This window comes from Mesorhizobium sp. M1A.F.Ca.IN.020.04.1.1 (assembly GCF_003997315.1).
Taxonomy (GTDB): domain Bacteria; phylum Pseudomonadota; class Alphaproteobacteria; order Rhizobiales; family Rhizobiaceae; genus Mesorhizobium.
Genome location: NZ_RZSN01000391.1, coordinates 1 through 1,020, shown reverse-complemented (window position 1 = coordinate 1,020; position 1,020 = coordinate 1). Strand labels below are relative to the sequence as shown.

The 1,020-nt window shown below is 67.5% G+C and carries 2 protein-coding genes; one reads left to right on the top strand and one right to left on the bottom strand.

What is annotated here, in order from left to right; translation table 11 throughout:
• On the top strand, positions 1 to 679 hold a 679-nt coding region (locus tag EOA49_RS32115), incomplete at its 5' end, for an NAD(P)-dependent oxidoreductase (RefSeq protein ID WP_127243608.1).
• A gap of 19 nt (positions 680 to 698) precedes the next feature.
• Here EOA49_RS32115 and EOA49_RS32110 read toward each other — a convergent pair.
• On the bottom strand, positions 699 to 1,020 hold a 322-nt coding region (locus EOA49_RS32110; RefSeq protein WP_245460863.1), incomplete at its 5' end, for an amidase family protein.

Sequence of the window (1,020 nt, the reverse complement as noted above, 5' to 3'; positions counted from 1 at the left end):
ACATGTGGTGTTCACGGCGCTGGCGCTGCTCAGGCGCTTCCGCATCATGGATCGCGACCTGCGCGCCAAGGGCTGGCTCGCCGGGCGCGAGCACGCCAATTCGACCAGCGAGCTCGCCGGCAAGACGATCGGCATTGTCGGCCTCGGCGCCGTCGGCCAGGCCGTCGGCCACATCGCCGCGCACGGCTTCGACCTCAAGGTCGTGGCGACGACGCGCAGCCTGCGCCCGGCGCCCGAGCGCGTCGGTTTCCTGTCGATAGACGCGCTGGTCGAGCAGAGCGAGATCATCGTGCTCTGCTGCCCGCTGACCGAGGAGACGCGCGGCCTGATCAGCCGCGAGCGCATCGCCCGCATGAAGCCCAATGCGCTGTTGATCAATGTCTCGCGCGGGCCGGTGGTCGATGACGAGGCGCTGATTGAAGCGCTGCGAAAAGGCCGTATCGGCGGTGCGGCGCTCGACGTCTTTGCGACCCAGCCGCTGCCGCCGAGCCATCCCTATTTCAGCTTCGACAACGTCATCATCACTCCGCATATGGCCGGCATCACCGAGGAATCGATGATGCGCATGGGCGTCGGCGCTGCGAACGAGGCCTTGCTGGTGCTTGCCGACAAGCTGCCGGTCAACCTGCGGAACCCGGAAGTGATCGAGCGTTACCGCCGGCGCTTTCCGGCCGACTGATTGCGCCGCAGCCACCACCTCAACCGCTCAGCAATGCCTCCACCGCGGCAGCAAATCCGAGCAGACGTCGGTCGTGCCCATGCCTCGCCACCAGCATCAGCCCGGCCGGCAGCTTGGTGCCCGGCATCGGCAGCGAGATCGCACAGAGATCGAACTGGTTGGCGACCTGCGTGTTGCGCAGGAGCAAGCCTTCCGTCCTGTCGCGTAGCGCTTCGTCGCCGGCCATCGCCGCGATCGACGGCGCGACCATCGGCACGGTCGGCAGAGCAAGCGCGTCGACCGCTTGCAGCCGTTCCGCCATGGCCGCGACCAGTTCCGCCCGGCGGCGGATTGTCCTGATA